The 15,133-nt window shown below is 47.6% G+C and carries 15 protein-coding genes and 1 riboswitch; of the genes, 6 read left to right on the top strand and 9 right to left on the bottom strand.

The genetic code is table 11. The features are described 5' to 3' along the window. Window positions 1-45: 45 nt before the first annotated feature. Window positions 46-594: an NUDIX domain-containing protein gene (locus Psch_RS01810; RefSeq protein ID WP_243123923.1), complete on the bottom strand. Its 549-nt coding sequence runs from the start codon at window positions 592-594 to the stop codon at window positions 46-48. A 196-nt stretch (window positions 595-790) separates the two neighbouring features. On the opposite strand from Psch_RS01810, the gene Psch_RS01805 reads away from it, so the two are divergent. The 4 genes from Psch_RS01805 to Psch_RS01790 all read left to right on the top strand — a co-directional run bounded on the left by Psch_RS01805 (window position 791) and on the right by Psch_RS01790 (window position 4,489). Further along, complete coding sequence (locus Psch_RS01805; protein WP_190238954.1) at window positions 791-1,234, top strand: Hsp20/alpha crystallin family protein; 444 nt, start codon at window positions 791-793, stop codon at window positions 1,232-1,234. Window positions 1,235-1,420: 186 nt separating this feature from the next. Further along, window positions 1,421-2,422, top strand: coding sequence for an acyl-CoA dehydratase activase-related protein (locus tag Psch_RS01800; RefSeq protein ID WP_190238953.1), 1,002 nt, complete (start codon window positions 1,421-1,423; stop codon window positions 2,420-2,422). Next, on the top strand, window positions 2,410-3,513 hold the full coding sequence (locus Psch_RS01795; protein WP_190238952.1) for an acyl-CoA dehydratase activase-related protein: 1,104 nt from the start codon (window positions 2,410-2,412) through the stop codon (window positions 3,511-3,513). The genes Psch_RS01800 and Psch_RS01795 overlap by 13 nt, the downstream gene beginning before the upstream one ends. Before the next feature lie 22 nt (window positions 3,514-3,535). Beyond that, entirely contained in the window at window positions 3,536-4,489 is a 954-nt protein-coding gene (locus tag Psch_RS01790; RefSeq protein ID WP_190238951.1) for an acyl-CoA dehydratase activase, read from the top strand. 55 nt (window positions 4,490-4,544) lie between these two features. Here the strand turns inward: Psch_RS01790 and Psch_RS01785 are convergent, their stop codons facing one another. The 4 genes from Psch_RS01785 to Psch_RS01770 form a co-directional block, all read right to left on the bottom strand. Next, on the bottom strand, window positions 4,545-5,729 hold the full coding sequence (locus Psch_RS01785; RefSeq protein ID WP_190238950.1) for an aminotransferase class V-fold PLP-dependent enzyme: 1,185 nt from the start codon (window positions 5,727-5,729) through the stop codon (window positions 4,545-4,547). 212 nt (window positions 5,730-5,941) lie between these two features. Next, on the bottom strand, window positions 5,942-6,688 hold the full coding sequence (locus tag Psch_RS01780; protein ID WP_190238949.1) for a CAP domain-containing protein: 747 nt from the start codon (window positions 6,686-6,688) through the stop codon (window positions 5,942-5,944). Between the two features lie 6 nt (window positions 6,689-6,694). Beyond that, window positions 6,695-6,928, bottom strand: a riboswitch (cyclic di-AMP (ydaO/yuaA leader). 219 nt (window positions 6,929-7,147) lie between these two features. After that, the gene (locus Psch_RS01775; RefSeq protein WP_190238948.1) at window positions 7,148-7,363 is read right to left on the bottom strand and encodes a hypothetical protein; all 216 of its coding nucleotides are present in this window, start codon (window positions 7,361-7,363) and stop codon (window positions 7,148-7,150) included. A 62-nt stretch (window positions 7,364-7,425) separates the two neighbouring features. After that, on the bottom strand, window positions 7,426-8,004 hold the full coding sequence (locus Psch_RS01770; protein WP_190238947.1) for a hypothetical protein: 579 nt from the start codon (window positions 8,002-8,004) through the stop codon (window positions 7,426-7,428). 176 nt (window positions 8,005-8,180) lie between these two features. On the opposite strand from Psch_RS01770, the gene Psch_RS01765 reads away from it, so the two are divergent. Continuing rightward, a complete protein-coding gene (locus Psch_RS01765) occupies window positions 8,181-8,633 on the top strand; it encodes a hypothetical protein (protein ID WP_190238946.1) in 453 nt (150 codons plus the stop codon). Window positions 8,634-8,720: 87 nt separating this feature from the next. Here Psch_RS01765 and Psch_RS01760 read toward each other — a convergent pair whose 3' ends face one another. Together Psch_RS01760 and Psch_RS01755 are read right to left on the bottom strand one after the other, a co-directional pair. Then, window positions 8,721-9,185: a CAP domain-containing protein gene (locus Psch_RS01760; protein ID WP_190238945.1), complete on the bottom strand. Its 465-nt coding sequence runs from the start codon at window positions 9,183-9,185 to the stop codon at window positions 8,721-8,723. A gap of 177 nt (window positions 9,186-9,362) precedes the next feature. Further along, window positions 9,363-10,763: a phage-shock protein gene (locus Psch_RS01755; protein ID WP_134218325.1), complete on the bottom strand. Its 1,401-nt coding sequence runs from the start codon at window positions 10,761-10,763 to the stop codon at window positions 9,363-9,365. 288 nt (window positions 10,764-11,051) lie between these two features. Between Psch_RS01755 and Psch_RS01750 the strand changes: the two genes are divergently transcribed. Then, a complete protein-coding gene (locus Psch_RS01750; protein WP_190238944.1) occupies window positions 11,052-11,678 on the top strand; it encodes a GNAT family N-acetyltransferase in 627 nt (208 codons plus the stop codon). A gap of 39 nt (window positions 11,679-11,717) precedes the next feature. Here Psch_RS01750 and guaB read toward each other — a convergent pair whose 3' ends face one another. Together guaB and Psch_RS01740 are read right to left on the bottom strand one after the other, a co-directional pair. Next, entirely contained in the window at window positions 11,718-13,181 is a 1,464-nt protein-coding gene (gene guaB, locus Psch_RS01745) for an IMP dehydrogenase (protein WP_190238943.1), read from the bottom strand. A gap of 396 nt (window positions 13,182-13,577) precedes the next feature. Continuing rightward, window positions 13,578-15,077 carry an ISLre2 family transposase gene (locus Psch_RS01740; RefSeq protein ID WP_190238768.1) on the bottom strand — a complete coding sequence of 500 codons (1,500 nt, stop codon included), beginning with the start codon at window positions 15,075-15,077 and terminating at the stop codon, window positions 13,578-13,580. Window positions 15,078-15,133 lie beyond the last annotated feature (56 nt).

Below are 15,133 nucleotides of genomic sequence, written 5' to 3'. Positions count from 1 at the left end.
ATGATTTTTAGCTAGTTTGACCATAAAACCGGCGGAGCATTTTGCTCACAGCCGGTTTTTCATATAGCTGTCCACGGCCAGAATACCGGCCACTGACGCGGCGTCACAGATTTCACCCGACCAGATCATCTGAATTGCATTTTCCCAGGGTACCGTTAACACCTCAACAAATTCGTCGTCATCAAGGTTTTGGTTTAGAAGGGTCAAGCCTGATGCAAAGAATAGGTGCAATTCCTCATCAGAGAAACCGGGAGTACTGAAAAAGCTGCACAACCTGACTAACTCTTTAGCTTTGTAACCTGTTTCCTCTTGTAGTTCCCGCAGGGCTGCTGACTCCAATTCTTCTCCCGGTTCGATATTCCCAGCCGGTAGTTCCAGGGCGGTCCTGCCGGTAGCGGATCTGTATTGTCTTACCAGAAGCAGCTGACCATCCTGTTTTACCGGGACGATGATCACGGCCCCCGTGTGTTCCACAATCTCCCTTTTTGCCGTACGACCGTCGGGTAATTCTACTGTATCAACCCTGAGGTTTAGAATTCTACCACGGTATATTATATTCGAGCGAAGAACTTTTTCGGTAAGATCGCTTATCATAATCACTCCAGTACACAATTGTTTTGCTCCTACTTATTCGCCTCACTGGTATCATTATCCTGCCATGCCTGCCAATATACTCCGCAAAGACGTTCCTCAATATCAAAATATCTATATGGCGCCGAGCATTCATACAGGTATAAATATAAGCAATTTGCAAAATATTAATTTAAAACATTAATCCGGGGGTGAAAAAATGAGTATAGTACGTTGGGATCCTTTTGGGGAAATCAGCAATTTGCGTAACCAGATGAACAAAATTTTTGATCACAATTTTTTAAGACGGGGTCTTATGACTGGTACCGAACAGTTTGGACCGAGAGTTGACCTTTACCAGACAGATCAGGAGGTTGTTGCAACAGCTGAACTACCCGGTATTGAGTCCAAGGATGATATTGAAGTCGCGGTAACTCCTGACACACTGAGCCTAAAAGGCGAGTTGAAAAGATTTAAAGAAGTTGAGGAAGATAACATCTTCCACTCTGAGAGATACTATGGTACTTTTAGCAGGATGCTGCCCTTGCCGGCGGAGGTAAAACCCGAAGAAACCCTGGCCAACTATCACAACGGACTGTTGGAGATCCGGATGCCTAAGACTGAAAGAGGTCAAAAGAAAATGCACCGGGTTAAAATACAATAAAAAAACAAAAGGGCCGCCCGGCAGTGGCGGCCTTTTTAGTTGTCAAGGCTCATTTTTTGTTGATTTTTGCTGGAGGAATTTCCCTAGACATATAGAATTTTAAACGAAAAAGGAACGGGCATAACCCATCCCCGCAGCCAGTATAGTAATAAGAACTCAATATCAACTAAGGAGGCTGTGACCGGTGTGACTATTAAGGTTGGCATTCCGGGAGCTCTTTTATATTATCTTTACTACCCTATGTGGCGGACTTTTTTCAATGAACTCGGTGTCCAGGTAGTGACATCCGGCAGGACCACCAAAAATATTTTAGATCAAGGGACTCGTGAGGCGCTGGCTGACGCCTGTGTACCTGTTAAACTATTCTACGGTCATGTTATGGATATTAAAGACAAGGTCGATTACCTTTATATCCCAAGGGTGGTCTGCCTTAACCGGAGGACAGTTTACTGTCCCAAATTTCTTGGCCTGCCCGATATGATCCGGTATTCTATTAAGAATGTACCGCCTATTATCGACGTCCGCATGGATACAAGACAAGGCCGCTTTGCGGTTGTAAAAGCGTACCTTGAAATCGGTAAGCGCCTGGGAGCGCCAATACTATCGGTACTCCTTGCATATTTGAAAGCCGTGGGGGTTTTGCACCGCTATAACAGACTTTTGAGAAAAGGATGGAGCCCCGTTCAGGCCATGGATTTCCTGGAGAACCAGGCCGGGGGGGCGGATTTTGACGGTTCTGCCAAGTCCGGTTTGAAGTTTGCCGTACTTGGTTATCCCTATGCTATTTACGACAGTTTCATCAGCGTGAATTTGATTGATAAGTTAAGGAAGTATGGGGTTAAAGTCATCACGGCCGAAAATATTCACCCGGCCTTACTTGCCCTTCAGAAAAACTGCAGCCTGCCAAAACGTCTTTTCTGGACCTTCAGTGACAGGGCGCTCAAGGCGGCCCACTTTCTTTTTAACCAGAACAAAATTGACGGGGTCCTGCACTTAACAGCCTTCGGTTGCGGCCCTGACTCCCTGTTGAATAAATTAATCGAAATGGAAGCCAAAAAACACAGTGATATTCCTTTTATGACCCTGATGATTGATGAGCAAACCGGAGAAGCAGGCATGACCACCCGCCTGGAGGCATTCGTTGATATGGTCAGGCGCAGGAAGGAGGCGCTTGCATGCCGAAAGTAACTTTTCCAAGAATGGGTGAATCGTGGCGAACATTTAAAATGCTCCTGGAGGACCTCGGCAACGAAGTGGTGGCCCCCCCGCGTCCCAGCAAGCGCACGCTCGATCTTGGCGTGCGGTATTCACCCGAATTTGCCTGTTTTCCACTAAAAATTCTGATGGGAACCTACCTGGAATGTATTGAAATGGGCGCCGATACCATTGTCACGACAGGCGGTGTGGGCCCTTGCCGGGCAGGGGAATACGCCATGCTTCATCACAAGATCCTAAAAGACATTGGTCATGATATCAAAATGATAGTATTTGAACCACCCCGCCATTACCCTTTAAACTTCATCAGAAACGTATTGGCGCTTAACAAAGCGCGTGTTTCCATAAGGGGCATCATTTCCCATATAAAGCGGGCCTGGCGCAAACTACAGGCTTTGGACAACGTAGAAAAAATGAGCCATGTGACCAGACCGCGCGAACTAACCAGCGGCAACACCTCCAGGGTCTACCGCAAGGCGCTTGAGTGGATTGACCAGGCTTACACCACGCCGCAAATTATGGAAGCTGAAGCGGCTGCTCTGGAAGCCCTGAAAAATATCCCGCAGGACCCCCAACGTATGGTACTGAAGGTCGGTATTGTTGGGGAAATCTACGTATTACTGGAACCTGCCAGCAACCTGGAGATTGAAGAAACACTCGGCAATCTGGGGGTTGAAGTGGAAAGATCTATGTTCCTCACAGGTTGGACCAGGGACAACACCTGGAATGAAACAACTGAAGGAATGACCGTCAAAGAAGCCGCCGCCCCCTATCTCCCTGAACTGGTAGGAGGACACGGCCGGGATTCAATCGGCAACACCATTCTTTGCGCCAAGCGCGGGTTTGATGGCATGATCCAGTTGGCCCCCTTTACCTGCATCCCGGAAATTGTCGCCCGCACCATCCTGCCCAGGGTCAGCAGGGATTATGATATTCCCGTACTTACTTTTTTCCTGGACGAGCAGACCGGGAAAGCAGGCATGTCTACCCGGTTGGAGGCATTTACCGACCTGCTGAGAAGGAAAAAACTCCTGCAGGCGAGAACAAATTGTGTAACTGGTTAAACAGTGACAGGAAGGACTTGTTATGAAAGCATATTTAGGTATTGATGTCGGATCAGTCAGTATCAATATTGTTGTAATGAGCGAGGCCGGAGATGTCCTAACCGGCCTTTACCTTCGTACCATGGGCAGACCTATAGAGGTTATCCAGGAAGGTCTTAAAGAAGCGGCGGCGGCAGTGCCGCCGGACATTGAGATAGCCGGCGCAGGTACGACCGGCAGCGGTCGCTACCTGGCAGGAGTTATGGTGGGCGCCGATGTTATAAAAAATGAGATTACCGCCCATGCCGTCGCGTCTTCCATGCTTGTGCCGGATGTCAAGGCAGTACTGGAGGTAGGCGGCCAGGATTCCAAAATTATTATTATGAGGAATGGCATCGTTACTGATTTTGCCATGAACACAGTATGTGCCGCAGGAACCGGTTCCTTTCTGGATCAGCAGGCTGCCCGCCTCAACATCCCCATTACCAGTTTTGGCGAACTTGCTCTTAATTCCCAAGCCTCTGTGCGCATTGCCGGGCGCTGCACTGTTTTTGCCGAATCGGACATGATTCATAAACAGCAAATGGGTTATGGACTCCCGGACATTGTTAAAGGGCTGTGTGACGCGCTGGTTCGCAATTACCTTAACAATGTGGCCAAAGGCAAGGAAATATTACCTCCGGTGGTGTTCCAGGGCGGTGTTGCCGCCAATGTGGGGATTAGGACGGCCTTTGAAACAGCCTTGGGTTTGCCGGTGATTATACCCGAATACTTTAATATAATGGGTGCAATCGGAGCCGCGCAGTTGGCCAAGGAAAAGACAGCGGGAGGTAATAGTACCAGTTTTAAAGGATTTGCTGTAACCGGTCTTCCCTATCGCACTGGAAGCTTTGACTGTAACGGGTGCTCGAATGTATGCGAGATAGTTGAGATTTATGAGAATGAAAAAGTAATTGGCCGCTGGGGATCCCGCTGTGCAAAATGGGACGTAATTTAGCTCCGGTAAAAGGCGATGAGAATCGAGTTTTTGATACCGGTTTTTTCGCCAAATTTCAGCAGCCGCAAGATTTATCCTCGCCCTTGTTAAACTCCCCGGGCGGTATCTCAGCAATCTCGGCCAAAGAACGAATGGCAAAGTCAACTTCTTTTTCAGTGTTAAAATAGGAAAAACTGAAGCGTACCAGTCTCTGCTCCAGGGTACCCAGGGTCCTGTGCGCATCAGGCGCACAGTGCAGGCCTGCCCGGCAGGCTATTTTATATTGCTGGTCCAGCGCATACCCCACTTTCCCGGACGGTTTTCCCTCCAGGCTGAATGATACGACAGGCGCGCGGTTGTAAAGCTCTTCCGGTCCGTACAACGTGATACCTTTCAGTCCGGAAACTCCCTCCAGGAAGCGCTTGGTTAAGTCCATCTCGTGTTTTCTAATCCTGTCTATCCCTTCCATCCGTATAAATTTTAAACCTGCCGCCAATCCGGCAATACCTACCGAGTTAACCGTGCCGCTTTCATAACGCTCCGGCAATACTTCCGGTTGTCCGGGCGCCTCTGAATAACTGCCTGTGCCTCCTTCTTTCAGGGGCGTCAACTCCAGCCTCTCGTCGATATAAAGGCCACCTGTTCCGGTAGGCCCGTACAGCCCTTTATGGCCCGGAAAAGCAAGCAGGTTTATACCCATGAATGAAACATCCAGGTCAAAAACCCCGGCTGTTTGAGCGGCGTCAACAATCAGACAGAGTCCCTTTTTCTTGGTGAGTTGGCCAATCTCACCGATCGGCATTATCGTCCCGGTAACGTTTGAGGCGTGTGTGATTACTACGGCAGCGGTGTTCGGTTTAATAGCCGACTCAATATCTTTGACGCTGATCGAGCCGTCTTTAGCGCAGGGAACCTTGGTGACTTCGACACCTTTACCCTGTAACACATAGAGCGGCCTGGTTACCGAGTTATGCTCCATAGAGCTGGTGATTACATGCTGGCCTTCCTTGAGCAAGCCTTTAATGGCAAGGTTAAGCGCCTCCGTCGCGTTCATGGTAAATACAATACGATCAGGATTCTTGATATTGAACAGGGCGGCCAGAAGTTCTCTGGCTTCATCTACGAGGCGTCCCGCCTCCAGTGCCATTTGATGTCCTGACCTGCCTGGGTTGGCTCCTACGAATTTTATACAGTGCTCCATGGCTTCCCAGACTTTAGAAGGTTTCGGCCAGGAGGTGGCCGCGCTATCGAAATAAATCAAATTGTATCCCCTTTCTTGGTCCAGGCCCTGTTTTCATTCAAAAGCTGGCAGGGTTTATTCTGTTTGGTATAACTATATTTTATTCTGTATCATATGATTCGTTTCTATTTCCCTGTGGAGGCAGCAAAAAAAACAGGCACGCTCTCGCGTGCCTGAAGAATCCTGAAGAATAATGATTATAAAATTTCTAGGTTTTAATCTTAGTCAGTTGTTTAGTCGCCACTGAACAGTTGGGTGACAACTACCCCGCTGCCTGATTTGGTGACGCCTATACCAATTGAGTCGTGGAGGGGATTGAGAATGTTGGCTTTATGCCCCTCACTGCCCATAAAGAGTTCATGTGCCCGTGTCGTTGTCGCCGCCTTGGCGATGTTCTCCGCACCCATGACCCTGGCCGAATAGCCCGCTTGTCTTTCCATGTTTAGGGCTGAGCCATATGTTGGTGATGTGTGGCTGAAATAATTGTTCTGGTACATATCCTGACTTTTCATCCTGGCCAGTTCCGTCAACTTTTGATCGAGTGTGAAAGCCGGCAGTCCGGCTTTTACCCTTTCCTGGTTGACCAGATCGAACATAAGCGCCTCGTCGGCTGTTAATCCGCTGGTCCCGGAAGGGGTGGTCGGTGTCGTAGGAGTTGTTGGAGTTGTTGGAGTTGTTGGGGTCGTAGGTGTAGTTGGTGTAGTAGTGACCGGTTTCTGGTTAAATCCAGTTCCATAGTACTTGTTCCAATAAGACTGAAGCGGGTTCGTTGCGGCAGTTGTTGGTGTCGCGGCAAGTACGGCCTCATTTGTAGCGGTTGGATTGCCGTAACCATAGTAATCATTGTAGCCATAAATATCGCCCCAGTTTGAACTTACCTCACCTTGATCTGATGGCGCTGCCATAGCTGCCGGTACGGCGACCAAAATTAATAATAAACAAGGGACGAGTACGAACAGTAAACGCTTGATGCTTGTCAACAGGATTGCCCCTTTCTTAGCGCCTCCGGGGTTAGCTGGCGGGTTCGGTGAAAGATACCCTACCCATTTTGCCAAATTAGTGTGTCGTGGCGCCCCATGGCTACTCTCAACCAAAAATAACGGGCAGGCTTGTCCTCTTTCACACTAATATTACACGCATGGCGCAAATGGGATTCACCCCAAGTAATTGGTTCCCCCGTACCCAGTATAAATATTACTGGGATTCGGCATTTTTAATACTATTACTGTCAGATTATATTTTTTATGATCAATATAGACAAAATCGTTTTCAAACGATGAATGAGTCTATAGTTTAATGAGATATTTTTATCTCCATATAGATATAAGAAGTTGAAAATTAAAGTAAGATGGTAATATTTATTTGAAAAATAAAGAAAGGGCTTTTTCTAAAAGCCCAAACCTTTTTCTACCCGGCAACTACCGTGTCTAGCACTTTCCTCATCCACCTGGCGCTCTTAAACCTAAGCTGCTCATAATAGAACTGAATACACCGGGTATTGTTTTAGTGGGGTCATAGGTTATACTTACCCTGTTCAGTCCTGTTATTTCTACCTTATTAACCCCTTCTAGGCATAAAATGGTCTTTTTCATCTTATTTACTTTTTCTAAATCGCCCAGACCCGTTACAGTAAAATGCGTCTGATATAGCAACATCCTTTGCCTCCTTGCGTGCATGCCAATCCGGAAGGGAAGGGGGTTATGCCCGGCCCCTTTCTTTAGCAGAGCGGTTTGCACTGCGGCGGGAATAGAGTAGGCGGACAGACGAACGGGGGTTGGGGCGAAACCTGTTCACACATGGCCGGCGTGCAGAATCCGAAGCTTGGTATAAGCAATTTGACTATAGCCAGGGATTGGATGACCAAGCAAAGATCGAAAGTACAGCAAATCTGGTTGCCGAGAATCAGGCAGGTACATGCGGAACTGACAATTTCACAGTTGGTAAAGGTACCAACCGGTGCGCAGAGAACTACAGTTTTGGTGAAGCTGAACATCAGGTCTTCAAACTCGCAAACTATCATTCCGCCGGCATCCAGGACCTGCAGGGTATAAGTGACCGTTACAGCGAAAGTGACATTTGCCCGTCCTGTTTGATCGGGTGTGCTCCTGCCAACTTCAGAACAAACGGCAGAGTTGATGATACAGTTGACCGTGGCGCCTTCAGGCGGACAGCATTTACCTAAAGGCGTGCAGACGTTTTCACGGCGTTCTGCCTGAAAGCAGAAATCGTATACCTTCGGGACTTCAATGCAAACGGTCTCAAATGGGGGGAATGGCCTTAAGCCTTCAGTTTCCATAAATTAACCTCCTTAGGGAACTAACAATAGACCGGATTACCGTTAGTCCCGTATAATTATATTTTTAGTTCATAAATATGTCAGTATATATAAATTGGTGAAGCTTTTGGAATTTAGTTTAAACTATTTACCTCTTGGTAAACTTTTGCATACTATACTTTAGGAGGTGAGAGGCTGTGAACTGGAAACCATACTTTTATTACCGCCAGCAGTTTACTGGGGAAAGTCAGTCCAAAGAAGGCGTTATCCAGGATGAGCCTGAAAAAAAACCCAGCAAAGATGCAGCTGGTGAGGAAAATAAAGTTATTGCAGTTACAGATCGTACAGTTGAAGAAGAGAAGCAAGCTGGCCAGTCAAAGGGTGAGCCGGTTAAGGATAAGACTCTGGAGCCAGTGGCGCCGTATAAACACTCCCGTTTTCAAGAGGTAGCGCCCGGGGTTTTTCAATTCAAACACCACCGTCCGGTTGCTGCTCCCTACCTGCCGGTTCCTGAGACCTATCAGTACGGGCATGAATATTGGGGACAGCAGCTTCAACCGGTAGGAAAACCGGAGGAAGAAGGATTCGTTAGGGTTGGCGCATTCCCCGGAGCCACTAAGGACGGGCTGCCGGTATACCAGTTCACCTGAAAGAAGAAAATAATTCCGGTCGGTGGCCGGCTCGACTGAATTACCAAGGAAAACAAATAAGCAAAAGCCTGTTACATTAGCAGGCTTTTACTTATCTAGTGTGCCAAGGAAGAGTTGGGTTGCAATAACCCCATACACGCTCCTGTGTACTCCAATGCCGATTGTATCATGCAGAGGGTTCAAAATATTGTCTCTGTGCTCCCTGCTGCTCATTAACAAGGTATGAACCCGCAGGGCTGTTTTAGCCTTGGCTATATTTTCGGCGCCCATGACCCTGGCCGTTATACCACTTCTTTTTACCATGTCAAGCGCAGTACCGTAGGCTGGTGAAATATGGCTGAAATAATTTTCTTCGAACATTTCATTACTTTTTATACGGGCTAACTCAACCAATTTCTGGTTGACTGACAACAGTGGTAAACCGGACATAGCTCTTTCCTCGTTGACCTTGCTCAACAGCAATATTTCGTCAGCGTTTAATTCCAGATCATCAGGATTGCAACTGAATTGAACTATGGGGACAAAGGATATCATGCTGTCATATCGTCGCAAAAACGGCCCTCCCATACAGATGCTATGGATTTTAACATAAGCAATCCATTACTTACCAATCCATACTATGCTGTATCAGGATATTTTTGTTACTGCCAGGTATTTCCCTCTTTATTGTCATAGCAGCTTTGACATTCTCTTTCCTCTGCGCAGCGTTATGCGCCAATATTGATAGTTCTATATGGTTGTTTTAGCATGCTTCCGGTTTAAGAAAGAACATATTTTGATGACCATTCTGACCAAAGGATTTCTCAGTTGATATTCCATTTCCTGGCAGTCCTCTTTGGCTGCTGCCAATTCTTGCTGGGCCATCAGGAATGAACGCTGCTGTTCCTCTTCAACTCTGAGAGATTTTTTTAAGTCATTGCTCAGTGAGTTGATTTCTTCATGGAGCCGGCGTTCTTCTATTGCCGACATCTCGCGTATCCGCTCGATCTTTTGTTTCAATTCTACAATTTCTGTTTGAAGCTCGGCCACCCTGGTGCTGTGCTGCTCCTTCAACTCGGAGATCCTCACCTTGTTTTCCCTATCTTTTTCCTTATATTGCTGAAGCTTGGTAAAAAGACCCTCCAGACTCCCCTGGTTTTTGGCCAGGAGTTCTTTTTGCCTGGTAATTTCCTCCTGCGCCTCCCTTGCGCGTTTCACCCAAAGCCGGCACTGGTATAGAATGCTGTTGGACTTGGACTCCAGCTTATTGATATGCTCCCGGTAACGGAAAATTTCTCTTTTTCGCAGGGAAAGCAGCAAGTCCTTTTCGGCCATCTGTGTCAGGAGGTAATCATGCTGGTTGGTCAGTTCCATTTTTTCAGCCAGAGCTGCCGCCACCTCCCTGTGCCCGGCCATAACTTCCTCCAGGTTGTTTTGCAAAAGGGCCGATTTGTTTTTCCAGTTATTCCGGTCGCGATGCCATCTTTGTTTTTGCCTGTCGATCATGCTTAGGAATTTCTTGAGCAGTTCTTCATAGACAACCCTTACCGTTGGATTGTAGCTCCAGACGCCCTCCCCCACTGTTTCAAAATATGGAAACTTATTGAGGACCCCTTCAAGCGTCTTGCTGTCGGTTTCCCGCCAGGTATTCAACAACTGGTGCAATTGCTGAATAGAAAGGCCGCCGGGATGAATCTTCATAGCCTTTATAACCAAGTTTTTCAGAGAGTAGTGGCTGGTTTCAACTTCCCACTCAGTTAAACCCCAGTACCCGTTTTCCAATTGGATAAATCTTCCGTCTGAAATCAGGCCGGCTTCCTCCGAAAAAAGCTTCTTAACCTTTTTTCTTTTCACGTTTATATTTTTGGATATTTCCCGGAGGCTTTGAGGCTGGCCTTTTTTGAGCAGCAGTGAGTAAAATTGATCGTTGTCTTTATTGCCTTCAAGGTTTAAACGCCAGTATTCTTTTTCCCTGTAAAAGCATTCATTTTGTTTGAGGCAAAGTTTTACCTTTTCTTCCACCTGCTGCAGGGTGTAATCTTTGAGCATCCTCCTGTGGACGTGTGGAGCCAGCTCGCCTACTGACAGGGCTTCGAAAAAGAATAATGTTTTCTTTAAAACGTCTGTAAGGGAATTTAATTTACCGGCCATTTTTAAAAGTTCACCTTCCTTGTGCTTATTACTGTAACTGTACTTATTAATTCATCATGGAAAAGTAGTTTCCTTTTAATGTAAATAAATAATTGTAAATTATTTCCTGCATTATTCAACAATATCCGTTTGCTCCATGAAATAGGGACATGAGCGAATATTATTATTGATTAGAAAGTCCCACATGCATATAATAATTGTGAAAGGTTAAATATTTACCCTGAATGGTCGATATTCAATTTCCAATGGTAACCGGGGGTTTTCAAATGTCTTGTGGGGGGAGCCTGTATGAGCACAGCATGTTGCGCAGTCGAATCGCTAAAGACCTCCCTGGGAGAAATATTAATAGAAGGTCCTCTGGAAGCAGCAAAACTTGAAGAGCTTAGTATGAATAATAAGCTGACTGTTTTCCGCCCGCCTGCCAAACAGAAGGAAGCCCTGGCAGCTATTGCCAGGCTGCCCGAGGGCATGGTCTATATTGCCAGGTATGGTCGTGAGATCGCCGGTTATGTTACTTTCCACTACCCGGATGGTTTTAGCCGGTGGAGCAAACACCCCGCAGTTTTAGAGCTCGGCGGTATTGAGATCAGCCCTGACTGGCGGCAACGCGGAATTGGAGTTGCGCTGTTGCGGGAAGCGTTCAGCAATCCGGTTATGGAAAACCACATTATCGTTACCGTTGAGTTTTGCTGGCATTGGGACTTAAAATCGAGTGGTTTGGACCTGTTTATGTACCAAAAAATGCTGGCCAGACTTTTTGGCTCGGTAGGCTTGAGCAGGCGGGACACTGACGACCCCGATATTGTTGAACACCCGGCTAATGTTTTAATGGTTCGGGTAGGGGCAAATGTAAGCTGTGAGGATAACATGAAGTTTGACAACATGCTATTCGAGGATAGCGGATATAAAATATAAAAAGAAGCCTGCAGCGTGAAACTGCAGGCTTTTTTTTGCTTAGAGACTATAGTTTGGGGCTTCCTTGGTTATGACCACATCGTGGGGGTGGCTTTCTTTCAACCCTGCCGGAGTGCAGCGTATAAACTGTGTTTTTGTTTTCAACTCGTAGATATTCCCGCAGCCCGCGTAACCCATGCCGGCTCTTAGTCCGCCAATCAGTTGATACACCGTATCGGAGAGGGACCCTTTAAAGGGTACTCTTCCTTCAACCCCTTCAGGCACCAGCTTGTTATCGCTTTCCGTTTGCTCCTGGAAGTAGCGGTCCTTGCTGCCTTCCTTCATCGCCGCCAGTGAACCCATACCGCGGTATACCTTGTAACTGCGCCCCTGGTATATTTCAATATCCCCGGGGCTTTCTTCCGTACCGGCCAGAACGCTTCCAAGCATTACAGCATCTGCTCCCGCCGCGATGGCCTTGGTTATATCCCCGGAGTATTTAATGCCGCCATCAGCAATAATGGGAATTCCGTAAGCTGCCGCCGCCTGGGCGCAGTCATAAATAGCCGTAATCTGTGGAACGCCGATTCCGGCAACCACCCGGGTGGTACAGATGGAACCGGGTCCGATCCCAACTTTGACCGCGTCAGCGCCCGCCTCAATGAGTGCCCGGGTTCCTGAGGCGGTAGCGACGTTGCCGGCTATAATCGCGGTTTCCGGGTGTTTTTGTTTTATTTTATAAACCAAATCAATTACTCCCCGGGAGTGACCATGCGCCGTATCAACCACTATTGCGTCCGCACCGGCTTTTACCAGGCCCTCGATCCTGGCAAGGGTATCCGCCGTGACACCGACTGCCGCAGCTACCAGCAGGCGGCCACGTTTGTCTTTGGCGGAGTAAGGATACTGGCGGGACTTTTCGATATCTTTGATGGTTATTAGGCCTCTTAGGTTAAAATGTTCGTCAACTATCGGCAGCTTTTCGATTTTATACTTCTGCAGAATTTCTTTGGCCTGATTCAAGTTTGTCCCCACAGGCGCTGTTACCAGGTTGTCTTTGGTCATAACTTCACCAATTTTTTTAGTGAAATCAAGCTCAAAGCGAAGGTCGCGGTTGGTCAAAATGCCAACCAGTTTCCCATTAACCGTGACCGGAATACCGGAGATCCTGTACCTTTCCATCAGTACCAGCGCGTCGCTTACGGGGTGATCAGGAGACAGGTAGAAGGGGTCCGAGATTACCCCGTGTTCTGAGCGTTTGACCCGGTCAACCTCAAGGGCCTGTCGTTCAGAAGTCATGTTCTTGTGAATAACACCGATTCCGCCTTCCCGAGCGATAGCGATGGCCATTCTGGATTCTGTGACCGTGTCCATACCTGCGCTCATTAGAGGAATATTTAACTTGATCTCTCTCGTAAGACTGGTAACCGTGTCGACTTCCCTAGGCAGGACTTCCGAGGCTGCCGGGACAATCATAACATCATCAAAGGTTAAGCCGATTTTATCAAATTTTTCCGGCCGCATTGATTTCTACCCCCTCCACCGGCAAGGCCGGCAATTTAAAGCGATATATTCCGTCTATTATAGCACAGTCAACAAGGATCTGCATTACCTATATGGACATATGATGCTGTCAAGTTAAAGTGGGTCGTATCCGATAATTTCCAATGCAACTCAACCAGGTTATAAATTTGACACGATATAGATTGCAAAAAATTTAAAACACGGTGGCGGCGGCCTTGACTGCCACCCCCACGCATGGTCTGATAAAACATGCCGACGGGGTGGCTCCGGGAACATGTCTACAAAGATAGCGAACCCGTCGTTTCTCCCATTATACCATGCGTGTGGCCCCCGGCAGTCAAGGCTACCCTGACGGCGCCGCCCAAAAAAAGCCTCAGGGATTCACCAAAAACATGTCTAAAAAATCCAATCTAAAGTGAGACGGCTAATTAGTAATGCCAGTTCCCGGCTTTTCTGATTGGGTCCATAAGCTGCCGGCAAGGATGCCCGTACCCAATCCCCAGGATCTTTTGCAGCCAGGCCATCTGTTTGTCTTCTGGCCCAATAGCCGTCCTGAACTCGTACCGGCTCACTCTCTGGAGTAGGCGGCCCTGGCAGGCGAAGAATATCTATAAGATTACCGTTTCTTTTTGCACAACGAACATGGGCGAGATTGTCAGATCCGTTTACCGACCAGGAAGCCCCCTGATGTTTAAACCGACGGGCAATGGTATGCCCCACATTGGGTTCGATAACTCCCAATCCCCGGGCCGGGGAAGGGCAGGGACGGTTTCTTTCCCGCCAGTCGGTAATCCCTTCCCAAACGCTATTGATTAGGCTTTGGAAAGCTCTTAGTTTTTCTTTTCTGGTTTCGTTTGGTTCTTCAATGATCAACGTCCTTAAAAACATATTGAAAGCGGCCCGGCTGTTCGTGTCGTTCGTATAGAGGATTTTCTCGAGTTTTTTTCTGTGCTGGGGGTTAAACAGGCTAATAAGATCCCTTTTTAAGTGGAACCGGCAGTATTGATATTCGGCCCCTAAAAGATCGGCTCCTTCCCGGATCCAGTCGGCTCCGTCCCCGGCAATAATTTTTCTTGGGCAGCCGTCAAGATCGTAGAGCCGGCTTAAACGCCGTTCTAAGGCGCCCCAAAATTCTTCTCCTTTTCCGTGGTAAATGAAGTAAGTGGGGTTGATCAGTTTTGCTCTGCCATTCGGACCTTCTTCCCACCCTTCATAAACTACCGCTGTTTTTAACTCAAAGCGTCTCTGCTCACTTCTTTTGTGCCGGCGCTGTTGTTTGATCATCGCTCCGTCTACTTCGACAACCAATAAAGGGACAACACGGATACCGGTACCGTCTAAGCCAGTTTCCCCATCCCATTTCTTGAGGTGTTCACCGGCTACTTGGACATCCCGATGGATGGTCTCGTGGCTGATGCTCACCCCCAAAGTGGTCTTTAAGGTTTCTTTTGCCTTCCTGTAGGTTTGTTCGGCGGCAAGCATTACGGCTATTTCGCTCAACCGGGCAGAGACATGCGCTCTTGCTGGTATACCCAGCAGTTCGTCCAGCAAAAAGGTGTAAGCGTAAGCTCCGCTTAAAGTGCGCTTTTTGTAGTAGCGTCTTGGGTAGCTGAGCACCCCCAGGGTGGTTTCGAGGCTTCGCTCCCTTATTTCAACTACTTCCCAACCCTCCCGTTCGGCCGAGTAAAGTATGAGCCGATCAAGGTGTTCTAAAAATGCAGTCAGCATCTGAATCAAGTAGTCTCTGGCAATGGTAAATAGTTCTTTTTCTAAAGTATTGAAATTTGTCTTTCCGGCAAGTACACTGTTAAGTAAAGTACTCACTCTTTTCTCTTGCAGCCAGGAACTTTCTTTCAGATAGTCTTGGGCTGCTTGGATTTGGGGTGATGTATTCACTAGAAGAAACCTCCTTTGTCGGTTTGGCTTACTTGCATTGGAGGTTTTCTTCTTTT

Source organism: Pelotomaculum schinkii (assembly GCF_004369205.1).
GTDB classification, from domain to species: domain Bacteria; phylum Bacillota; class Desulfotomaculia; order Desulfotomaculales; family Pelotomaculaceae; genus Pelotomaculum_C; species Pelotomaculum_C schinkii.
Note: the sequence above shows the minus strand (reverse complement) of the source record. Positions and strands in the feature narration are given on the sequence as shown.

Bases quoted from the DNA above. Each gene is read 5' to 3' on its own strand.
- Psch_RS01775 (WP_190238948.1), bottom strand. From the start codon at position 7,363: ATGTTGCTATATCAGACGCATTTTACTGTAACGGGTCTGGGCGATTTA.
- Psch_RS01750 (WP_190238944.1), top strand. From the start codon at position 11,052: ATGAGCACAGCATGTTGCGCAGTCGAATCGCTAAAGACCTCCCTGGGA.
- Psch_RS01795 (WP_190238952.1), top strand. From the start codon at position 2,410: ATGCCGAAAGTAACTTTTCCAAGAATGGGTGAATCGTGGCGAACATTT.
- guaB (WP_190238943.1), bottom strand. From the start codon at position 13,181: ATGCGGCCGGAAAAATTTGATAAAATCGGCTTAACCTTTGATGATGTT.
- Psch_RS01770 (WP_190238947.1), bottom strand. From the start codon at position 8,004: ATGGAAACTGAAGGCTTAAGGCCATTCCCCCCATTTGAGACCGTTTGC.
- Psch_RS01790 (WP_190238951.1), top strand. From the start codon at position 3,536: ATGAAAGCATATTTAGGTATTGATGTCGGATCAGTCAGTATCAATATT.
- Psch_RS01805 (WP_190238954.1), top strand. From the start codon at position 791: ATGAGTATAGTACGTTGGGATCCTTTTGGGGAAATCAGCAATTTGCGT.
- Psch_RS01755 (WP_134218325.1), bottom strand. From the start codon at position 10,763: ATGGCCGGTAAATTAAATTCCCTTACAGACGTTTTAAAGAAAACATTA.
- Psch_RS01810 (WP_243123923.1), bottom strand. From the start codon at position 594: ATGATAAGCGATCTTACCGAAAAAGTTCTTCGCTCGAATATAATATAC.